This window comes from Hydrogenophaga pseudoflava, from assembly GCF_031020795.1.
GTDB classification, from domain to species: Bacteria; Pseudomonadota; Gammaproteobacteria; order Burkholderiales; family Burkholderiaceae_C; genus Hydrogenophaga; species Hydrogenophaga pseudoflava_A.
The window spans coordinates 159,656-178,074 of the sequence record NZ_JAVHJP010000009.1 but is presented as its reverse complement, the minus strand read 5'-3'; the positions used below and the strand labels follow the sequence as shown (position 1 = coordinate 178,074).

Annotated in this window: 19 protein-coding genes; 9 read left to right on the top strand and 10 right to left on the bottom strand. The window is 69.4% G+C overall.

The window, feature by feature from the left end:
* Positions 1–62: 62 nt before the first annotated feature.
* From apaG to RCO38_RS22925, 7 genes are all read left to right on the top strand, one after another.
* Entirely contained in the window at positions 63–461 is a 399-nt protein-coding gene (apaG, locus tag RCO38_RS22955) for a Co2+/Mg2+ efflux protein ApaG (RefSeq protein WP_308330842.1), read from the top strand.
* Between the two features lie 13 nt (positions 462–474).
* Entirely contained in the window at positions 475–2,535 is a 2,061-nt protein-coding gene (locus RCO38_RS22950) for a site-specific recombinase (protein WP_308330841.1), read from the top strand.
* A gap of 4 nt (positions 2,536–2,539) precedes the next feature.
* The gene (thiL, locus tag RCO38_RS22945) at positions 2,540–3,502 is read left to right on the top strand and encodes a thiamine-phosphate kinase (RefSeq protein ID WP_308330840.1); all 963 of its coding nucleotides are present in this window, start codon (positions 2,540–2,542) and stop codon (positions 3,500–3,502) included.
* A 34-nt stretch (positions 3,503–3,536) separates the two neighbouring features.
* Positions 3,537–4,067 (top strand): phosphatidylglycerophosphatase A family protein, encoded by a 531-nt coding sequence (locus RCO38_RS22940; RefSeq protein WP_308330838.1) that lies wholly within the window; start codon positions 3,537–3,539, stop codon positions 4,065–4,067.
* 4 nt (positions 4,068–4,071) lie between these two features.
* Positions 4,072–4,560 (top strand): CinA family protein, encoded by a 489-nt coding sequence (locus RCO38_RS22935; protein WP_308330836.1) that lies wholly within the window; start codon positions 4,072–4,074, stop codon positions 4,558–4,560.
* Between the two features lie 8 nt (positions 4,561–4,568).
* Positions 4,569–5,750 carry a DNA alkylation repair protein gene (locus RCO38_RS22930; protein ID WP_308330833.1) on the top strand — a complete coding sequence of 394 codons (1,182 nt, stop codon included), beginning with the start codon at positions 4,569–4,571 and terminating at the stop codon, positions 5,748–5,750.
* A gap of 163 nt (positions 5,751–5,913) precedes the next feature.
* Entirely contained in the window at positions 5,914–6,390 is a 477-nt protein-coding gene (locus RCO38_RS22925) for a CZB domain-containing protein (protein WP_308330831.1), read from the top strand.
* Positions 6,391–6,412: 22 nt separating this feature from the next.
* Here RCO38_RS22925 and RCO38_RS22920 read toward each other — a convergent pair whose 3' ends face one another.
* The gene (locus RCO38_RS22920; protein ID WP_308330830.1) at positions 6,413–7,192 is read right to left on the bottom strand and encodes a UPF0149 family protein; all 780 of its coding nucleotides are present in this window, start codon (positions 7,190–7,192) and stop codon (positions 6,413–6,415) included.
* 61 nt (positions 7,193–7,253) lie between these two features.
* On the opposite strand from RCO38_RS22920, the gene RCO38_RS22915 reads away from it, so the two are divergent.
* The gene (locus tag RCO38_RS22915; protein WP_308330828.1) at positions 7,254–8,873 is read left to right on the top strand and encodes an FMN-binding glutamate synthase family protein; all 1,620 of its coding nucleotides are present in this window, start codon (positions 7,254–7,256) and stop codon (positions 8,871–8,873) included.
* Between the two features lie 3 nt (positions 8,874–8,876).
* On the opposite strand, the gene RCO38_RS22910 is transcribed toward RCO38_RS22915, so the two are convergent.
* The 8 genes from RCO38_RS22910 to argS form a co-directional block, all read right to left on the bottom strand.
* Positions 8,877–9,314, bottom strand: a complete 438-nt coding sequence (locus tag RCO38_RS22910; RefSeq protein ID WP_308330826.1) for a putative toxin-antitoxin system toxin component, PIN family — start codon at positions 9,312–9,314, stop codon at positions 8,877–8,879.
* Entirely contained in the window at positions 9,311–10,639 is a 1,329-nt protein-coding gene (locus tag RCO38_RS22905) for a THUMP domain-containing class I SAM-dependent RNA methyltransferase (RefSeq protein ID WP_308330824.1), read from the bottom strand. Before RCO38_RS22905 ends, RCO38_RS22910 begins: the two co-directional genes overlap by 4 nt.
* 82 nt (positions 10,640–10,721) lie before the next feature.
* Positions 10,722–12,341: an RNA polymerase factor sigma-54 gene (gene rpoN / locus RCO38_RS22900; protein WP_308330822.1), complete on the bottom strand. Its 1,620-nt coding sequence runs from the start codon at positions 12,339–12,341 to the stop codon at positions 10,722–10,724.
* 12 nt (positions 12,342–12,353) lie between these two features.
* Entirely contained in the window at positions 12,354–13,103 is a 750-nt protein-coding gene (lptB, locus tag RCO38_RS22895; protein ID WP_374694578.1) for an LPS export ABC transporter ATP-binding protein, read from the bottom strand.
* A gap of 35 nt (positions 13,104–13,138) precedes the next feature.
* On the bottom strand, positions 13,139–13,738 hold the full coding sequence (gene lptA, locus RCO38_RS22890) for a lipopolysaccharide transport periplasmic protein LptA (protein ID WP_308330818.1): 600 nt from the start codon (positions 13,736–13,738) through the stop codon (positions 13,139–13,141).
* Between the two features lie 176 nt (positions 13,739–13,914).
* Positions 13,915–14,553 carry a thiol:disulfide interchange protein DsbA/DsbL gene (locus RCO38_RS22885; RefSeq protein WP_308330816.1) on the bottom strand — a complete coding sequence of 213 codons (639 nt, stop codon included), beginning with the start codon at positions 14,551–14,553 and terminating at the stop codon, positions 13,915–13,917.
* 71 nt (positions 14,554–14,624) lie between these two features.
* Positions 14,625–15,296: an SPOR domain-containing protein gene (locus RCO38_RS22880; protein WP_308330815.1), complete on the bottom strand. Its 672-nt coding sequence runs from the start codon at positions 15,294–15,296 to the stop codon at positions 14,625–14,627.
* A 14-nt stretch (positions 15,297–15,310) separates the two neighbouring features.
* Entirely contained in the window at positions 15,311–16,984 is a 1,674-nt protein-coding gene (gene argS, locus RCO38_RS22875) for an arginine--tRNA ligase (RefSeq protein ID WP_308330813.1), read from the bottom strand.
* 116 nt (positions 16,985–17,100) lie between these two features.
* Here argS and RCO38_RS22870 point away from each other — a divergent pair, with 116 nt between their 5' ends.
* Complete coding sequence (locus RCO38_RS22870; RefSeq protein WP_308330812.1) at positions 17,101–17,484, top strand: PsiF family protein; 384 nt, start codon at positions 17,101–17,103, stop codon at positions 17,482–17,484.
* Here the strand turns inward: RCO38_RS22870 and argP are convergent, their stop codons facing one another.
* On the bottom strand, positions 17,485–18,393 hold the full coding sequence (argP, locus tag RCO38_RS22865; RefSeq protein WP_308330811.1) for an HTH-type transcriptional regulator ArgP: 909 nt from the start codon (positions 18,391–18,393) through the stop codon (positions 17,485–17,487).
* Positions 18,394–18,419: the final 26 nt, after the last annotated feature.

Sequence of the window (18,419 nt, the reverse complement as noted above, 5' to 3'; positions counted from 1 at the left end):
CGCAATTCCCGCATTTTCGCAGGGCCTGCCGGGTTTTGCGGCGTCGCGGTAACATGCCCGCCATGCCGAAATACCAGTTCACCTGCGAGGTTGAGCCCCAGTACCTGGCCGAGCAGTCCGCGCCGGACGAAGACATCTACGCCTTTGCCTACACGATCACCATCACCAACACCGGTGACGTGACGGCACAGCTGATTTCGCGCCACTGGATCATCGACGACGCCCGCGGCCACACCGAGGAGGTCAAAGGTCTGGGCGTGGTCGGCAACCAGCCGCTGCTGCGGCCGGGCGAGTCCTTCCAGTACACCAGCGGCACCCGTCTGGGCACGCGCTCCGGCAGCATGCGCGGCAGCTACTTCTGTGTGGCGGAGGACGGCGAGCGCTTCGAGGCCGAGGTGCCCGAGTTCGCCCTGGTGGCGGACGGCGGCGGCAGCGACCAGCCCCCGCGCGTGCTGCACTGACGCGGGCCGGTCCATGACCAACGCTGTGGACCTGGTCCGACTGCTCGACCGGCTGGACCCCGAGGCGCCGCTGGCCGAGCGGCACCTCTGGTTGATCGAGGTGCTGCAGTGGGTTCGCGGCGCCGATGGCGATGCCCGAGCCAGTGTGGCCCGGGTGCAGCTGCTGTTGGACACCGCGCAGGCCCTCCCTGGCTGGCTGCGCCGCTGGCGTGCCTGGTGGCGCCGCTTCACTGACACCGTGGACCTGGCGCCGCTGCTGGCCGACCACGGCTTCGCACCACGCACCGCCTTCCTGAGCGAGTTCGGCCACCGCGTGCGCAAGAAGCTGCTGCCCGGCACGCCCGAAACCACCGACCTCGGCGCGCTGTTCGACCTGCTGCTGCCGACGGCCGACGACGTGCACTGGCTGCGCGCCCTGGACAGCCAGACGCTGCGCCGGCTGCACACGTTGTTGTTCGGCCCCGGACCGAACGAACCGACGACCGCCGGCCCCGGCCTGTGGGAGCGGTCGCTGCTGGATGCACTGGTGTTCTGCGTCGGCCAGATCACCGCCACCGGCTACGCCTCCGAGATCCGCGTGCGCATGTCCGAGGACGCCAAGTCGGAGCGCACCTTCCACCAGTTGCCTGTCGACATGGAAAACCTGCGTGACGCGGTGCTGGCCCATGGCGTGCACAGTGCCGAAGTGCAGAGCGCGGCGACCCACCTGAGGGCGCAGCTGGACGCCTGCCGCCACGCGGCCTACTCGGTCTACGCCCACCTGGATGCCCACGGCGTCTCGGTCGGCATCGTGTTCCGCCTGCGCCAGCTGCGCGAGCGGGTGATGCGCGCCAAGTCGCTGCTGGACTGCCTGCAGTCGGACCAGCCCGAGCGCGCCACGGTGGCCCTGCTCGCCGACCTGGCCCAGGTGGGCCACGACAACCGCAGCCTGCGCGCGCTGGTCGCCAGCAGCTCGCACCTGACGGCCGCCAAAGTGGCCGAGCGCAGTGCCGAGAGCGGCGAGCACTACATCACCCGCGACGCGGCCGAGTACCGGCAGATGCTGCGAAAGGCGGCCGGCGGCGGTGCGCTGATCGGCGTCACCACCTGGGTCAAGTTCGCGCTGTATGGCCTGGGCCTGTCCCTGTTCTGGAACGGCTTCGCCGCCGGCCTGAACTACGCCTTCTTCTTCGTGCTGGTGCAGCTGCTGCACTGGACCGTGGCCACCAAACAGCCCGCGGTGACGGCACCCGCCATGGTGGCCAAGCTGCGCGACATCCGCCAGCCAGGCGCCGTGCGGCGCTTTGTCGACGAGGTGGCCAACCTGCTGCGTTCGCAGATCGCGGCCATCCTGGGCAACGTCGGCCTGGTGATCCCGGTGGTCATGCTGATCAGCACCTTGCTGAGCGCCTTCACCGGCGCGCCCATGATCGACGCCGAGAAGGCGCGGCACGTGCTGCACGACATGCAGGTGCTGGGGCCGACCGCGCTGTTCGCAGCCTTCACCGGCGTGCTGCTGTTCTCCTCCAGCATCATCGCCGGCTGGGTCGAAAACTGGTTCGTGTTTCACCGCCTCGACTCGGCGATCCGGCACAACCCGCGCACCACACACTGGCTGGGCCGGGCGCGCGCCGACCGCTGGGCCGGCTTCCTGCGCAACAACGTCTCCGGCCTGGCGGCCAACATCTCGCTGGGTCTGATGCTGGGCATCGTGCCGGCGTTCGCCGAGTTCTTCGGCCTCGGCCTGCAGGTGCGCCACGTCACGCTGTCCGCCGGCCAGGTGGCCGCGGCCGCGATGTCGCTGGGCTGGGAAGTGCTGCGCGAGCCGGCATTCTGGTCGGCCGTGGCCGGCGTGGCCGTGGTGGGCCCGCTGAACCTGGCGGTGAGCTTCTATCTGGCCTTCCGGCTGGCGCTGAAGGCGCAGGCCATCAACGACGCCCACCGCAGCCGCATCGCCGCGGCGATCCGCCACCGCCTGCGCCACGCGCCGCTGAGTTTCCTGCTGCCGCCGCGCCCCGGTGCCGAGCCGCCGCCGGACGCCAGCGACGATGGCCTGAGCGCCGATGTCCCCGAGGCCGGGGCCACCCGCGGCTGACAGCATGGGCGAATTCGAACTGATCCGGCGGCACTTCATGCGCGCCAAACCCGGCCCTGCGGTGGTGCTGGGCATCGGCGACGACTGCGCCCTGCTCAGACCGAGCCCCGGCCACCAGCTCGCCATTTCCAGCGACATGCTGGTCGAGGGCCGCCACTTCTTCCCTGAAGTCGACCCCGCGGCGCTGGGCCACAAGGCCCTGGCGGTCAATCTCAGCGATCTCGCCGCCATGGGCGCCCGGCCGCTGGGCTTCACGCTCGCACTGGCCCTGCCCCGGGCCGACGACGCCTGGCTGGCGGACTTTTCAGGCGGCCTGCTGGCGCTGGCCGATGCACACGGCTGCCCACTGGTGGGCGGCGACACCACGCGCGGGCCGCTGAACCTCTGCATCACGGTGTTCGGTGAGGTGGCGCCCGGGCAGGCGCTGCGGCGCGACGCCGCACGGACCGGCGACGACCTCTGGCTGAGCGGTCGCACCGGAGAAGCCCGGCTGGCGCTGGAGCGGCTGCGTGGCACCGGCTGGGCGCTGGCCTCGACAGAGGACCACGCGCTGTGCCGCCAGCGGCTGGAGCGGCCGACGCCGCGGCTGGCCCTGGGCCGTAAGCTGGCCGGTGTGGCGCACGCCGCCATCGACCTCAGCGACGGACTGGCGGGCGACCTCGGCCACATCCTGTCGGCCAGCGGCGTCGGTGCGGAGATCGATCTGGTCGCGCTGCCGGTGGCACCGGACCTGCAGCCGTTGCCGGAGACGGCCCGACTCGAATGCCTGCTCCACGGCGGCGACGACTACGAGCTGCTGTTCACCGCCCCGCCCGCCGCGCACGACGCCGTGCTGCGCGCGGGCACCGCCAGCGCCACCCCGGTGCAGCGCATCGGCCGGATCACCGCCGCCGAGGGCCTGCGCCTGCTCGGGCCGGACGGCCGGGCGCGGCCGGTGAACGCCCGCAGCTACGACCATTTCGCCTGAAAGGCGGCCGCTGCGCGGGACCCATAATCCCGCCATGACCGAGACCCTGGCCGCCGACGTTCCTCCTCCGGTCGTGCACCGGCCCGACCTGAAATTCCTGCTCGCCCATCCGGCGCACTTCATCGCCCTGGGCGCCGGCTCGGGCCTGTCGCGCGCCGCACCCGGCACCGTCGGGACACTCTGGGCCTGGGCGGCGTTCGTGCTGCTGCAGCCATTCATGACCGATCTGGGCTGGGCGGCGCTGATCGGGATCGCGACGCTGGCCGGCTGGTGGGCCTGCACCGTCACCGCCCGGCACATGCGCATCGCCGATTCGGGCCACATCGTCTGGGACGAGGTGGTGGCCTTCTGGCTGGTGCTTTGGCTGGTGATGCCCACGGGCTTCTGGGGCCAGCTCGCCGCCTTTGCGCTGTTCCGGCTATTCGACGCGGTCAAGGTGGGACCGATGGCCTGGGCCGACCGGACCTTCAAGGGCTTCGGCCCGCGCGGCGGCTTCGGCATCCTGCTCGACGACTTCGCGGCCGCCCTGTGCACGCTGCTCGTCATTGCCCTCTGGAAGTACTGACACCATGCACCTGATTCCTGTTCTTGTGGAACAGCTGGCCAAGGCGCTGCGCGCGCGCGACCAGATGATGGCCACCGCCGAGAGCTGCACCGGCGGCCTGATCGCCGGAGCCTGCACCGAGATCAGCGGTTCCAGCGACTGGTTCGAGCGCGGCTTCGTGACCTACTCCAACGCCGCCAAGTGCGAGCTGCTGGGGGTGCCGGCTTCGCTGATCGAGGCGCACGGAGCGGTCAGCGAGGCGGTGGCCCGCGCCATGGCCGCGGGTGCGGTGGCGAACGCGCACGCGCACTGGTCGGTGGCGGTGACCGGCATCGCCGGCCCCACGGGCGGCAGCGCCGACAAGCCGGTGGGCACGGTCTGGTTCGGCTGGGCCACGCCCGAAGGCGTGTTCACCGAGCACCGCCGCTTCGGCGGCGACCGCACCGCCGTGCGGCAGGCCACCGTGGCCCACGCGCTGGACGGGCTGCTGCGGCGCTTGTCGCAACACCCCTGAGCCGGCGCATGGCAGAGCCGTTCAAGAACCTGATCAGCACCCGCACCGTCAACACTGCGGGCCGCCACCTGCAGCGCGTGTGGCCGCGCTTCAACCGCGCCGCGTTCGAACGCCAGGCGGCCAGCGGACTCGACGCGCTCGAATTCAAGGCGCGCGCGATGCAGCTGGCCGACGCCCTGGAGGCCACGCTGCCGGACCGTTTTGCGCACGCTGCCGACCTGATCGAGGCCAGCCTGGCGCCGCCCACTGCGCTCGACGCGGACGGAGAGCCGGTCGGCCTGGCCAACAACGAACACGGCGGTGCCGACGAAGCCGGGCTGCGCGGCTGGGTGGTGTGGTCGCTGGCGGAGTTCGTGGCGCGCCGCGGCATGGACGATCTGCCGCGCGCCCTGGCCTGCCTGCACGCGCTGACCCAGCGCTTCTCGGCCGAGTTCGCCATCCGCCCCTTCATCCAGCGCCACCCCAACGCGGTGTTCGCCACCCTGGCTCAGTGGGTTCATGATCCCAGCGCCCATGTGCGGCGGCTGGTCAGCGAAGGCTCGCGGCCCCGCCTGCCCTGGGGCCTGCGGCTGCAGGCGCTGGTGGCCGACCCGTCGCCCTCGTTGCCCCTGCTGCGCGCGCTGCAGGACGACGCAAGTGCCTACGTCCGCCGCAGCGTCGCCAACCACCTCAACGACATCGCCAAGGACCACCCGGACCTGGTCGCCGGCTGGGTGCAGACCCACCGGCCGGGCGCCAGCGCGCACCGCGAGGCGCTGCTGCGCCACGCCAGCCGCAGCCTGGTCAAGCAAGGCCATGCACCCACCCTGGCGGCCTGGGGCCTGGGCCGCGGCCTGGAGGGCAGGGCCCGGTTGCGGCTCTCGGCCCCGTTCGCCAGCATTGGCGGCGACATCGGCCTGGAGGTGGACCTGCACAGCACGGCGCCCGCCCCGCAGACCCTGGTGATCGACTACCTAGTGCACCACGTGCGCGCCAACGGCGGCACCAGCCCCAAGGTGTTCAAGGGCTGGAAGCGGGTGCTGGAACCGGGTGAACGCTGCACGCTGGGCAAGCGCCACAGCCTGCGCCCGGTGACCACCCGGACCCTGTACCCGGGCCGGCACCGGATCGAGCTGCAGATCAACGGCGTGGTGTGCGCCGAGGCGGTGTTCGAGCTGCATGCGCCGCCACACCGGCCGAACGGCCCGTGACATTTTTCACCCGACCGACGCAAGCCCGCACAGCCCCGGTGCGAACTTCGTCAAAACCGGTCTGAGCCCCACCGCAGCGGTCCAGCGCAGCGGCCGTTCGCTTCTATGCTGCGAAGCCCGCTTCCCCCGCAGGGAGCCCCGGCTGGATACGAACCGTCCCCACATGAACCTGCAACGTCTGCTGGACCGCCTCCCCTGGTCGCGCTCCCGCACACCCCCCCGCGGCCATCCGCCCGCGACGTCCTCCCCGCCGGCCCCCGGGCCGCAGATCCCGGCGCGCCCCCGACTCGACCGGCTCGAACTGCAGACCGCCATCATTCACCACCTGGAATGGTGCGTTCTGTTCAACGAGCACCTTTCCACGGACGGCGCCGCGGCGGAACACCTGGAGCCTTTGCCGGACTCACGGAGCAGCGCGCTGGGCCACTGGCTGGCGACCACCGGCCGGCGCACCGCAGGGCAACACCCCGACTTCCTTGACCTCCAGCAGGAGCACCTGCGATTTCACGACCTGGCCCAGCAGGCCCTGGCTCATGCGCGCAACCGACGGATGGACCTGGCCAGCACCCTGCTGAACACCGAGTTCGAACGCAGCCGCGCGCGGGTGCTGGAGCTGCTGCGGCGCATGCAGAAAAGCTGAGGCGGCGCTGGCGCAGGCCGGCTCAGGCGCCGTGGCACTTCTTGAACTTCTTGCCGCTGCCGCACGGGCAGGGGTCGTTGCGGCCCGGCTCGGCGGACTTGCGCACGGGCTCGACCCGCGGCCCCAGGCTCTGCCAGATCTGGTGCAGGTCGTAGACCGCCCAGATCGCCGACCCGAAGGCGTTGGCGCGCGCCTCGCTCACGCTCGGCGGCCCTTCTTCGGCGTGCATGTTGAACGCGGGCTGGCCAGTGTCGTCTTCGGTCAGCGCCACGATTGCGTCCAGCGCCTCGTCGATCCAGCCGGCGGTGTCGGCGTCACGCGGCGGCGTCCATTCCTCTTCCCAGTTCTCGACCACGAACATGAAGCCCAGCGCCCAGACCTGGCCGAAGGCCGGCAGCGGCTGGCCCTCGATCTCGGCGCGCTCCGCCTCGGGCAGCATCGCCACCGCGCCGCGCACGTCCATCACCTCGGGGTGGTAGGCGAGCTCGTCGTCCAGCGACTCCACCTTGGCCGCGAGCGATGCCGCCACCTCGTTCCAGCGCCGCGTCCACAGGTCCCTGAACAGGGCCGCCTGTTCCGCGTCCTTGAACGATGGGTCGCCGTCGTCATCCCCGACACCCACCACCACCGGCAGGGCTTCTTCGGCGGTCACCAGACGGCGCGTGCACAGCAAGGCCGCGATCGCGCCCTCACAGAACTCCCACTGCGGCACCTCTTCGTCGCGGGACCGGAGATCATCCAGGACCGCCTCCAGAGCATCAAATTCGGCGTTGTCCATCGGGGGCAGGGTTTCGGTGGTCATGGGAAAGCTGTGCGGGTCTTAAGATGCGGGCCAGTGTAGCTGTGCCCCCAGGACCACCGACATGCTCGACCGCCTCAACGCCCTCTACCCTGTGCGGTACACCGCGCTCGCCCTGTGCGTGGTGTTCGCCTTGCTGAGCCTGTTCACCCTGGTCGGTTTCGGCATCGGCGGCTTCTGGTTCCTGGTGTTCACCGGTCTCTCGTTCCTGGGCTACCGCGATCTGCGCCAGACCAGAAGCGCCATCCTGCGCAACTACCCTGTCATCGGCCACCTGCGCTTCATGCTCGAGAAGATCCGGCCGGAGATGCGTCAGTATTTCCTCGAGAGCGACACGGAAGCTTCACCGTTCTCGCGCAGCCAGCGCAGCCTGGCCTACGCGCGCGCCAAAGGTGAAACCGACAAGCGCCCGTTCGGCACCCAGCTGGACGTCAAGGACAACGGCCATGAATGGCTCAACCACTCGCTGGCGCCGACCCAGCTTGCTTCGCACGACTTCCGCATCACCATCGGTGGCCCGGCCTGCGCCCAGCCCTACGAGGCCAGCGTGTTCAACATCTCGGCCATGAGCTTTGGCGCGCTCTCGGCCAACGCCATTCAGGCACTCAACAGCGGTGCGAAACGGGGGCGCTTCGCGCACGACACGGGCGAGGGCTCGATCAGCAGCTGGCACCGGCTGCACGGTGGCGACCTGATCTGGGAAATCGGTTCGGGCTACTTCGGCTGCCGCGACGAACACGGCCGCTTCAACGAAGACAGGTTCAAGGCCAACGCGCTCGACCCGCAAGTGAAGATGATCGAGCTCAAGCTCAGCCAGGGCGCCAAGCCGGGCCAGGGCGGCGTGTTGCCCGGCCCCAAGGTGACGCCCGAGATCGCGGCCGCCCGCGGTGTACCTGTGGGCCAGGACTGCGTCTCCCCGGCGGCCCACAGCGCCTTCACCACGCCCATCGAGCTGCTGCGCTTCATTGCCCACCTGCGCGAGCTCTCAGGTGGCAAACCCACCGGCTTCAAGCTCTGCATCGGCCACCCCTGGGAGTGGTTCGCCATCGTCAAGGCGATGCAGGAAACCGGCCTGACGCCCGACTTCATCGTGGTCGACGGTGCCGAGGGAGGCACCGGCGCCGCCCCCCTGGAGTTCGCAGACCACGTGGGCGCCCCACTGCAGGAGGGCCTGCGGCTGGTGCACAACACCCTGGTGGGTGTGAACCTGCGCGACCGCATCCGGATCGGTGCCTCGGGAAAGATTGTCAGCGCCTTCGACATCGCACGCGCCATGGCGGTCGGTGCGGACTGGTGCAACAGCGCTCGGGGCTTCATGTTCGCACTGGGCTGCATCCAGGCCCAGAGTTGCCACACCGGCCAGTGTCCGACCGGTGTCAGCACGCAAGACCCGCTGAGACAACAGGCGCTGGTGGTGCCCGACAAGGCGACCCGGGTCCACAACTTCCACCAGAACACACTCAAGGCTCTGCTGGAACTGGTGCAGGCCGCCGGACTGCAACACCCTGGCGAGATCAGCGCCCAGCACATCGTGCGCAGGGTCAACGAAAACGAGGTGCGGCTGCTGTCCAATCTGCTGCCCACCGTGGTGCCCGGCGCACTGCTGAGGGACATCCAGGGTCTGCACCCCGTGTTCACGACCTATTGGCCCACCGCCAGCGCCCACCAGTTCGCGCAAGTCTGAAAGTCACACGGCCGGCAGGTCCACGGGCCACTGGCGGTGAATCGCCACGCCCAGCGTCGCCAGACGCTTGCGCATGCACAGCACCGCCTTGTCCTTGCTCAGCAGCACGGCGCCGTGCGCCACCGCCAGATCGATGAACTTCTGGTCGTCGCCGTCCTTGCAGGTGTAGCGCGCCTTCGGGGCAACGTCCACGATCTGCGCCCGCCCATCGAACGCCGCCAGCACGGCGCCGGCATCCAGGGACCGGGACACCAGGCGTTTGACCACCTGCGGGTAGTCCAGCACGCGCCGCAGCTCTTCGCGCATCACCGGCGTCGCGAGCCAGCAGGTTCGCGCATCGGCCAGCCGCTCGCGCAGCGGCGCCGTCGCGGGGTCTTCGTAGACGAACAGGTCGAGCACGACATTGGTGTCGAGCACCAGCACCACCGGCACCGGGTTCATGCGGAGGGTTCGGCAGGTGCGCGGCGCGCCGTCAGGTCGAAGCGGAACAGCCGGCACTCGATAGGCCCGTTCCACAGCGGCACGCGGCGCGACTCCTTGAAGCGCATCTTGCCCGGCAGCTTGAGGTCGGGCGTCAGCAGCCAGGCGCTCCAGCCCGCGTAGTGGCTCTTCCAGTGCGCCGCCAGGCGCTGGAAGAAATCGCTGCCATCGCTGCCATCGGCCATCTGGGCACTCTCGCGCCCCAGGCCGGCCTCGGGCGCGGCCTTGGCGCCCACGGTGAAGGTGCGGGGGGCGCGCGCGCCGCGTTCAGCCGCACGCACCTGGGCGTTCTGTCCTGCCACGCCAGCGGCCGCGATGCGCTCGCCATAGGGTGGGTTCAGCAGCATCAGGCCGGGCCGGTCGGTGGGCGGCATGCGCTGCAGCGCGTCGCCGCCGCGCAGCTCTATCGCGAACGCCACGCCCGCCCGCTCGGCGTTTCGCTGCGCGAAGTCGACCATGCGGAACGCCACGTCGCTGCCGAACACGATGGGCGGGCGGCCGGCCGGCCAGTCGCGGCGCTGCTTCGCCGCCTCGTCCTTGAGCGCGTGCCAGACGTGAGGCTGGAACGGCAGCAGCTTCTCGAAAGCAAAACGCCGCTGCAGGCCCGGCGCCACGCGCAGCGCGATCTGCGCCGCCTCGATCGCCACCGTGCCGCTGCCGCAGCAGGGGTCGTACAGCGGCACGATGTCGTCCAGAGATTGGGCCTCGGCGCCGTTCCAGCCGGTGGCGGCGATCATGGCCGCGGCCAACGTTTCCTTCAGCGGCGCATCGCCCTTGTCCTCGCGCCAGCCGCGCTTGAACAGTGGCTCGCCCGAGGTGTCGATGTAGAGGCTGACCGTGTCGGTGGTGAGGTGGGCGTAGAGCCGCACATCGGGCCAGGTGGTGTTGACGCTGGGGCGCTCGCCGCGTTTGTCGCGGAAGCGGTCACAGACGGCGTCCTTGATCTTGAGCGCCGCGAAGTTCAGGCTCTTGAGCGGGCTGTGCTGTGCCGTGACCTCGACCTTGATGGTCTGCTGCGGTGTGAACCAGATCTCCCAGGCCACCTCGCTGGCAGCGGCGTACAGATCGTTCTCGCTGCGGTAGCCGCCGTGCCAGAGCTGCACCAGCACGCGCTGCGCCAGGCGGCTGTGCAGGTTGAGCTTGAGCGCGTCGCGCCACGACGCCTGCAGCGCCACGCCGGCGCGCGACTTCTGCACCGCCGTTTCGCCGGTGATGCGGGCGACCTCGGCGGCCAGGTAGTCCTCCACGCCGGCGGCGCAGGGGAGGAAAAGGTGCAATTGGTTCATGGTGCGTTTCGCCGCCGGGCCGCCCCAAGGCGAAACAGCCCCCCTGGGGGGCAGTGATCCGCGGAGCGGTGGAGCGTGGGGGTCATAGCGCCTTGCGCAGGTTCGCGGGCGCGATGCGCAGCGCCTCGCGGTATTTCGCGACCGTGCGGCGCGCGCATTCGATGCCCTGCTCCTTGAGCAAGTCCGAGAGCTGGTTGTCCGACAGCGGCTTGGACGGCTCCTCGGAGGCGATGAACTGCTTGAGCAGGGCCCGCACCGCGGTACTCGATGCATTGCCACCGGTCTCGGTGCCCAGGCTGGAGCCGAAGAAGTACTTGAGCTCGTAGGTGCCGAACGGCGTGGCCATGTACTTGGCCGTGGTCACCCGGCTGATGGTCGATTCGTGCAGTCCCAGCTCGTCGGCGATCTCGCGCAGCACCAGCGGCCGCATGGCCAGTTCGCCGTGCATGAAGAAGTTGCGCTGGCGCTCCACGATGGCCGAGGACACGCGCAGGATGGTGTCGAAGCGCTGCTGGATGTTCTTGATGAACCAGCGCGCCTCCTGCAGCCGCTGCTGCATCGCCGCGTGCCCGGCCTCGCCGCCGCCCTCGCGCCCGCGGCCGCGCAATGCGTTGGCGTAGACGTCGTGCACGCGCAGGCGCGGCATCACCTCGGCATTGAGAGAGACCTTGAAGCCGCGACCGGCGCGCGTGACGATCACGTCCGGCACCACCACGTTGCGCTCGACATCGACGAAGCGACGCCCCGGTTTGGGCTCCAGACGGGCGATCAGCGCCAGCGCCGCGCGCACCGTCTCGTCGTCGTGCCCGGTGGCCGCACACAGGCGCTTGATGTCCCGCTTGGCCATCAGCTCCAGCGGCTGCTCGCAGATCGCCAGCGCCGCGCGGGCGGCGGGCGTGTTGCGCAGGTCCATGATCTGCAGCCGCAGGCACTCGCCGAGGTCGCGCGCACCCACACCCGTGGGCTCCATCTGCTGCAGCCACTGCAGGGCGGTGCCCAGACGCTGCTCGATCGCCTCCACCTCTTCGAACCGGGGTTCTTCGTCGGCCGGCCGGCCGGCGGTCAGCCGCCAGCAGGCACGCGCCAGCTCGTTCAGGCTGTCGTCCAGATAACCATCGTCGTTCAGCGATTCGATCAGGAAGTACAGCGCCGCACCGTCCTCGTCCGACAGGCGCAGGCAGCGTGCCTGATCGTGCAGGTGGTCCTGCAGGCTGACCGGCACGCGCGCCAGGTCGGCCGCGGTGGCGGTGTCGTCGTCATCGCCGCCCGAGCCGTTGTTGCGGGCCGGTGCCTCACCGCCCCACTCGCTGTCGTCCGGCGCCATCTCGACGGTGCCGTCGCCTTCCCAGCTCTCTTCGACCGGTGCCGCACCGTCCAGCCGGCTCTCCACGTCCTCGCCCGCACTGTCTCCACTGTCGGTGGCGGTGCGGGTGTCCGGCTCGGCGCTGCGCGGCTCGACCACCGGCTGGGCCGCTTCTTCCAGTTGCTCGCCGGCCACCACCGGGGCATCCGCGCTCTGCACGCCGAAGTCTTCGCGGTCCGCCACCTCCTCGCCCCGCTCCAGGAACGGGTTCTCGTCGAGCATCTGCTCGACCTCCTGCGCCATCTCCAGCGTGGACAGCTGCAGCAGGCGGATCGACTGCTGCAGTTGCGGCGTGAGCGCGAGATGCTGCGAAACGCGCAGCGACAGACCTTGCTTCATCCGCTCATCCCGTCACATGCGGAAGTTCTCGCCCAGGTAGACGCGGCGCACCTCGGCGTTTTCGATGATTTCGGCGGTGGTGCCGCTGGCCAGCACATGGCCGTCGCTGATGATGTAGGCGTGATCGCAGATGCCCAGGGTTTCGCGCACGTTGTGGTCGGTGATCAGCACACCGATGCCGCGCGACTTGAGGAAGCTGATGATGTGCTGGATCTCCAGCACCGCAATCGGGTCGATGCCGGCGAAGGGCTCGTCCAGCAGGATGAAGCGCGGCCGGGTGGCCAGCGCGCGGGCGATCTCGACCCGGCGGCGCTCACCGCCTGACAGCGCAGGCGCGGGCGAATCGCGCAGGTGGTCGACGCGCAGTTCCTTCAGCAGCTCGTCCAGCCGCGCATCGATCTCGCGCGCGGACAGCGGCTGGCCGCCGGCGTCCTGCTGCAGTTCCAGCACGGCGCGCACGTTTTGCGCCACGGTCAGCTTGCGAAAGATCGAAGCTTCCTGCGGCAGATAACCCAGGCCCAGCCGGGCACGGCGGTGAATGGGCAGGGACTCGATGCGGTGGTCGTCCAGCAGGATCTCGCCACCATCGGCGCGCAGCAGGCCAACGATCATGTAGAACGAGGTGGTCTTGCCGGCGCCGTTGGGGCCCAGCAGACCGACGACCTCGCCCTTGTCCACCGACAGGGAAACGTCCTTGACCACCTTGCGGCTGCCATAGGACTTTTTGAGCCCCCGGACTTCCAGCCGGCTGTGCGACGCCATCTCGCCCGAGGGGCTGGCGCTGGCGACGGCCTCCGTCACTTCTTGGGCTCGGTGATCTTGCCGCTGGGGCGCAGCTTCGCCGGATCGGCTGCCGGAGCGGCCGGGCCGTTCTTCTCCTCTTCCGGAATCGGCGTGAGCATGGCACGCACGCGACCGGTGGGGTTGGCTGCGGTCTTGCTGGTGTCTCCGCCCTTGACCGTGAACACCTCGGTCAGGCTGTTGTAGAGGATCTCGGTGCCCTCGCTCACGTCGTTGAGCAGGGTGCCGCGGTAGCGGCGCAGCACGGCACGGCCGGTGAACAGCACCGTCTGCGCCTTGCTGTCGTATTCGATGCGGTCGCCTTCGCCCTCGATCCACTCGTCCAAACCCTCCCGCTTCTGGCGGAAGAAGCCGGCCTTTTCGGGCGTGCCCAGCAGCAGGCCGTACTGGTTGCCTTGCGGGTCCTGGCGCACGTCCAGCTTGGCGCCGCGCATCAGGATCGTGCCCTTGGTGATCAGCACGTTGCCGGTGAACACGCTGGTCTGGCGCGTCTCTTCGTAGCGCAGCGCGTCCGCCTCCACGTTCATGGGCTTGTCCTTGTCCGCCTTTTCGGCCTGCGCCAGCAGGGGCAGCATCAGGCCAATGACGGCCAACATCCGGGCGATGGAACGGGGGGTTGGTGCGTGTAGGTGCATGGCGTTTGAGGGCACAGATCTTGCATTCATTGTAGCGGCGCCCAGACCGTTTCGCGGCCGGGCCGGCACATTGTTCCGGCCCTGAAAACAGGAAGCCCGCTGGGGCGGGCTTCGACGGGTCCAGCGGCGGAAAACGGTCAGCCTTTGCGGGCCTCGGCGATCAGCGAGTCCGCCACCAGCAGGGTACGCGGTCCCTGCCCACCCACGTAGAACTTGCCGGCGATGCCCAGCGCGGGCGTGCCTTCCACCTGGTAGGCGTCTTGCAGGCCAACGGCCTTCTCGGCCAGCTTGGCGGCCTGGCCATTGAAGATGCCGGTGAACTGTTCCCGGTTGACGCCCTGCTTTTCGATCCATTGCATGATCGCGGGCGTCGTCGTCAGCGGCTGGCGCTCCTCGTGGATGGCCTTGAACACCTTGACGTGCAGCGTGTCCACCAGGTTCATGGCTTCCAGCGTGAAATACAGGCGCTGCATCGGCACGAAGTTCTGGTTGAAGGCCACCGGCATGCGGCGCACCGTGACGTGGGCCGGCTTGCGCTTGATCCACTCGCCGAAGACGGGCTCGAAGTTGAAGCAGTGGATGCAGCTGTACGCGAAGAACTCGACCACCTCGACCTGCCCCGCCGGGCTCTCGGTGGGCGCGGGCTTGGCCAGGCGCTGGAAGTCGGTGCCTTCCTTGAAGGCCACGCGCTGGGCCAGGGCCGGCGACAAGGCCAGACCGCTGGCGGTGGCGGCACCGGCCACCAGAAGGTGGCGCGAAAAATCTCGACGATGCATGGAATCGGACTCCTTGAAATGGTCTGAATCTGGCTCCGGCGGCTTGAAAAAGTTCCTCGGCCGCCCGTGGATCAGCGCTGCACCCGCACCAGCGCCGCCTCCACCCCGTTCACCTCCAGCTGCTCGCGCGTGGCCTCCGCCATCGCTTTCTGGCCGAACGGTCCCATGCGGACGCGGAAGACGGTGCGTCCTGCCTGCTCGCGCTCGGTGACGGTGGCGTCCATGCCGAGCATGGCCAACCGGGCCTTCTGGGCCTGCGCCTCTTCAGGTGACTTGAACGCCCCGGCCTGGACGAAGTAGGAGAACGGGTCGGCCCCTTGCGCAGCCGCGGGCTCCGACGCCCCTCCGGCCTTGGCCTTCATCAGGTCGCCCAGGGGATCGGTGTCCGGCTTGGCGGCCGCGGCATCGGCGGGCTTGGCGGTGGAGGCCTTGTCGGGCTCCGCGGTGGTGGCGTCCTTCGGCGCAGCGTCGCCGGCGGCTGGCGGGGCCGTCTCGACCGGGGCCGGCAGCGGCGGCGCCTTGTTCACCAGCCCGGCGTTCGGGTTCCAGCCCTTGTTGCGCTCGGCCTCCGCCGCATCGTCGGCCGGTTTGCGGGTGACACCCCGGTCCACGAACGGCACCGGCACGCGCGTCACATACACGGCCACCGAGAGCGCCAGGCCCAGGCCGACGAGCAGGCCGACCACGAAGCCGACCAGGGTGCCGCCACGCTGAGCGCGGGCCTGCGGGAATGAAATGTTCATGGGAGGTGGGGGTTTCACATCTTCTGCGGGGCACTCACACCCAGCACGGCCAGCCCATTGTGCAACACCTGCGCCGTCGCGCGGACCAGTGCCAGACGGGCCCGCTTGACCGCTTCGTCGTCCACCAGGATGCGCTCGGCGTCGTAGTAGCTGTGGTAGGCCGCAGCCAGTTCGCGCAGGTAGAAGGTCACGTCGTGCGGCGCAAAACCCTCGGCCGCAGCGGTCAGCATGGAGGGGTATTTCGCCAGCAGCAGCATCAGCGACTGCGCGGCCGGCGTGTCCAGCGGCGACAGGTCGACACCGGCCAGCGAGGCGACGTCCCCGCCCCAGGCGGCCAGCACCGAGCAGATGCGCGCGTGGGCGTACTGCACGTAGTAGACCGGGTTGTCGTTGTTCTTCTGCACCGCCAGGTCGACGTCGAAGGTGTACTCGGTGTCGGGCTTGCGGCTGAGCAGGAAGAAGCGCACCGCGTCCTTGCTGGTCCACTCGATCAGGTCGCGCAGCGTCACGTAGCTGCCGGCGCGCTTGCTGATCTTGACCTCTTCGCCGTTGCGCACCACGCGCACCATGGTGTGCAGCACGTAGTCGGGGTAGCCCTGGGGGATGCCCACGCCCGCGGCCTGCAGGCCGGCGCGCACGCGCGCAATCGTCCCGTGGTGGTCGGTGCCCTGGATGTTGATGACCTTGGTGAAACCGCGCTCCCACTTGGCGATGTGGTAGGCCACATCGGGCACGAAGTAGGTGTAGGACCCGTCGCCCTTGCGCATGACGCGGTCCTTGTCGTCGCCATAGTCGGTCGACTTCAGCCACAGCGCGCCGTCCTGCTCGTAGGTCTTGCCGTTGGCCACCAGCTTGTTCACCGTCGCGTCCACACGGCCGTCGGTGTAGAGGCTCGATTCCAGGTAGTAGTGGTCGAACTTGACCGCGAAGGCCTGCAGGTCCAGGTCCTGCTCGTGGCGCAGGTAGGCCACGGCGAACTGGCGGATCGAGTCGAGATCATCCGCATCGCCGCTGGCGGTGAACTCGCGGTCGTCGGCGTGCACCGTCTTCTTGGCCAAGAAGTCGTTGGCGATGTCCTGGATGTAGTCGCCGTTGTAGGCGGCCTCGGGCCATTCGGCGTCGCCGGGCTTGAAGCCCTTCGCGCGCAGCTGCGTGCTGGTGGCCAGCGTGCCGATCTGCACGCCCGCGTCGTTGTAATAGAACTCGCGGTACACGTCCCAGCCCTGTGTGCTGTAGAGGTTGCAGATGGCGTCGCCCAGCGCGGCCTGGCGGCCGTGACCCACGTGCAGCGGGCCGGTGGGGTTGGCGGAGACGAACTCGACCATGAGGCGCTGGCCATTGGACGGCTGGACACCGAAGGCGTCGCCGGCCTGCAGCACCTCCGTGACGATCTGCTGCTTGGCGGCCGGCTTCAGGCGCAGGTTGAGGAAGCCCGGGCCGGCGATCTCGATGTCGGCCACCCACCGCTGGTAGACCGGCTGCGCCATCAGGGCGGCCTTGAGCTGCTCACCCAGCTGGCGCGGGTTGGCTTTCATCGGTTTGGCCAGCTGCATGGCGGCCGTGACGGCGTAGTCGCCATGGGCTGCGACCTTGGGCGATTCGAAGGCGGCCTTGTCGCCGGCGCCGGGCGAGAGCTGGTCCAGCGCGTGGGCAAGGCCGGCCAGCAGTTCCTGTTTGATCTTGAGCATAGGGACGGGATTTTAGGTTCGGGAAAGCCCTGCTCCTGGCTGTCAGATCGCCTTAAGGGAAACGGGGGTATCGTTTCCAGGCCCGTTTCGGGCGCATCCACTCACCAAGGCACGACATGAAACACCTGCTGACCCTGATCGCCCTGACCGGTACCCTCTCGATGGCCATGGCCCAGACGGCGGCGCCCGCAGCCGCTCCCGCCAAGGCCCCGGCCACCGCTCCTGCGGCGGCCGCCGCGGCACCCGCTGCAGCCCCTGCAACGGCCGAGAAAAAGCCGACCGAACAACAGAACCGCATGAAGACCTGCAACGCCGACCCGAAGGCCAAGACGCTCAAGGGCGATGAGCGCAAGGCCTTCATGCAGAAGTGCCTGAGCGGCGAGGAAGAAGCCGGCAACAGCCAGCAGAACAAGATGAAGACCTGCAACGAGGAGGCGGGCAAGAAGGCGCTCAAGGGCGACGAGCGCAAGGCCTTCATGAGCACCTGCCTGAAAGGCTGATCACGCCGCCACAGGCGGCAGGGCGGCGTGCGCCGCCGCCTTGACCGCCTGCGTCAGCCGCTGCGCCGACAGCGGTTCGCGCGCCCAGTGCTGCCAGTACAAGGTCACGTCGACCGTGGCGCCCGGCAGCACCTCCTGCATGCCGGGTCGGTCCTTCAAGTGCTGCTCGGGCACCATGCCCCAACCGAGCCCCAGCTCAATCGCACGCTCGAATGCGTCCACCGCCGGCGCGTAGTGGCGCGGGTAGGCCGGCTGTTTCAATCCAAAGTGCTGCCGCAGGAAGGCGTCCTGCAGCGCGTCCTTGCGGTTGAAGATGATGGCCGGATGGGCCAGCAGCTTGTGGGGCGAGACCGCGCCGCGCGGCGTGCGGCAGCGCTGCACCACCTCGGGCGCGGCCACGCAGCGGTAACGCATCACGCCCAGCGGCTCGGCCACGCAGCCGCGCATGGGCTCGGTCAGGGTAGTCACGCAGCCGATCACCTCGCCGCTGCGCAGCAGGTCGTGCGTGTGGTCCTGGTCGTCGATCATCACGTCCAGCAGCAGGCGGTGTTTCTGCAGCACCGAGGCCACGCCGGGCAGGAACCAGCTGGCCACCGAGTCGGCGTTGGTGGCCACGCTCAGGCTCTGCCAGGCCGCACCGGCCCGCGATTCGGCCCCGCCCTGCAGCCCGGCCAGCAAGTCGGCCTCCATCATCTGCAGTTGCTTCACATGCGCCAGAAGCGCCTGCCCGGCGGCGGTGGCGCGCACCGCCTTGCCGCGCACCAGCAGGCGCTGGCCCAGGTGTTCTTCGAGCGACTTGATGCGAAGCGACACCGCCGCCAGCGTGAGGTTCAGGGCCTGTGCGGCCGGTCCGAAGCCGCGGTGTTCGACCACGGCGGCCAGGGCTTCGAGTTGGCGGGCGTCCAGCATGTCCGATTGAAACTTGAGCGAACCAG